Annotated in this window: 2 pseudogenes; both read left to right on the top strand. The window is 63.4% G+C overall.

Features of this window, described 5'->3' with window-relative positions:
- A pseudogene (locus I5W_RS20490) lies at nt 1–263 on the top strand (ABC-F family ATPase); the annotation flags it as partial.
- Between the two features lie 37 nt (nt 264–300).
- Nucleotides 301–1,182, top strand: a pseudogene (gene nadA, locus I5W_RS20485) (quinolinate synthase NadA); the annotation flags it as partial.

The raw sequence follows: 1,182 nt of genomic DNA, 5'->3' as shown, positions 1-1,182 counted from the left end.
AGGCCCGCATGATGTACGGCAAGCTGATGCTGGGCCGTCACAATGTGCTGCTGATGGATGAACCGACCAACCACATGGACATGGAATCCATCGAGTCGCTCAACATCGCGCTGGAAAAGTATGCCGGCACCCTGATCTTCGTGTCGCACGACCGTGAATTCGTGTCCTCGCTGGCCACCCGCATCCTTGAAGTCAAGGATGGCCAGGTGATCGACTTCCAGGGCAGCTACGAAGACTACCTGGCCAGCCAGGGCATCGAATAATCCCCGTAACCGCATCAGCACCGTATTGTTGACCGCCATGCAAGCAACAGCAACCAAGGTCGTCGAGTTCGAGCGACCGCAAATGGAGACCGGCGGCAGTTGTACCGCCAATGCGTGGGCCAAGGTACCGGCCACGCCCAGCCCCGAGGAACGCGCGCAGTTGAAAGCGCGCATCCGCCAACTGCTCAAGGAAAAGCAGGCGGTGCTGGTGGCGCACTACTACGTCGATGGCGACCTGCAGGACCTGGCCGAGGAAACCGGCGGCTGCGTCTCGGATTCGCTGGAGATGGCGCGTTTCGGCCGTGACCACGCCGCCCAGACCCTGGTGGTGGCCGGTGTGCGCTTCATGGGCGAGACCGCCAAGATCCTCAGCCCCGAAAAGCGCATCCTCATGCCCGACCTGGACGCGACCTGTTCGCTCGACCTGGGTTGTCCGGCCGATGAATTCGCCGCCTTCTGCGACCAGCACCCGGACCGCACCGTGGTGGTCTATGCCAATACCAGCGCCGCCGTGAAGGCGCGCGCCGACTGGATGGTGACCTCCGGCATCGGCCTGGAAATCGTCCAGCACCTGCACGCTCAGGGCAAGAAGATCCTGTGGGCGCCAGACAAGCACCTGGGCAGCTACATCCAGAAGCAGACCGGCGCCGACATGCTGCTGTGGCAGGGTTCCTGCCTGGTGCATGATGAGTTCAAGGGAGTGGAACTGGAGTTGATGCGCGCCGAGCATCCCGACGCCCTGGTGCTGGTGCACCCGGAGTCGCCCGAAGCAGTGGTGGCGCAGGCCGACGTGATCGGCTCGACCTCGCAACTGATCGCCGCCGTCCAGAATTCGGCGGCCCCGGCTTCATCGTCGCCACCGACAACGGCATCCTGCACAAGATGCGCATGGCCGCGCCCGACAGCGTTTCATCGATGC

Source organism: Herbaspirillum sp. B65, assembly GCF_000333555.1.
GTDB classification, from domain to species: domain Bacteria; phylum Pseudomonadota; class Gammaproteobacteria; order Burkholderiales; family Burkholderiaceae_D; genus Herbaspirillum; species Herbaspirillum rubrisubalbicans.
This window is presented reverse-complemented; position numbering and strand designations above follow the sequence as displayed.